The organism is Paenibacillus vandeheii, from assembly GCF_030433635.1.
Classification (GTDB): Bacteria; Bacillota; Bacilli; order Paenibacillales; family Paenibacillaceae; genus Paenibacillus; species Paenibacillus vandeheii.
Window position 1 is genome coordinate 1 of record NZ_JAROCD010000047.1, and the last position, 676, is coordinate 676.

The 676-nt window shown below is 53.1% G+C and carries 1 rRNA gene; it reads right to left on the minus strand.

From position 1 onward, the window contains the following. Positions 1 to 676, minus strand: a 23S ribosomal RNA gene (locus P5G61_RS31850); the annotation flags it as partial.

Genomic DNA, 676 nt, shown 5'->3' on the forward strand with positions numbered 1-676 from the left:
AAGCTTGCGCTCCTGCTTCAAAGGCTCCCACCTATCCTGTACAGATCGTACCCAAATTCAATATCAAGCTGCAGTAAAGCTCCATGGGGTCTTTCCGTCTTGTCGCGGGTAACCTGCATCTTCACAGGTATTAAAATTTCACCGGATCTCTCGTTGAGACAGCGCCCAAGTCGTTACGCCATTCGTGCGGGTCAGAATTTACCTGACAAGGAATTTCGCTACCTTAGGACCGTTATAGTTACGGCCGCCGTTTACTGGGGCTTCGGTTCACAGCTTCGGATTGCTCCTAACCGCTCCCCTTAACCTTCCAGCACCGGGCAGGCGTCAGCCCGTATACTTCGCCTTACGGCTTCGCACAGACCTGTGTTTTTGCTAAACAGTCGCTTGGGCCTTTTCACTGCGGCCCCCTCGTGCTATTCACACTACCGGGGCACCCCTTCTCCCGAAGTTACGGGGTCATTTTGCCGAGTTCCTTAACGAGAGTTCTTCCGCGCGCCTTAGAATACTCTTCTCGCCTACCTGTGTCGGTTTGCGGTACGGGCACCTTCACCTGGCTAGAGGCTTTTCTTGGCAGTGTGAGATCATGACCTTCGCTACTATAATTTTCGCTCCCCATCACAGCCCAGCCTTACGATGTGCGGATTTGCCTACACATCAGCCTCACTGCTTAGACGGA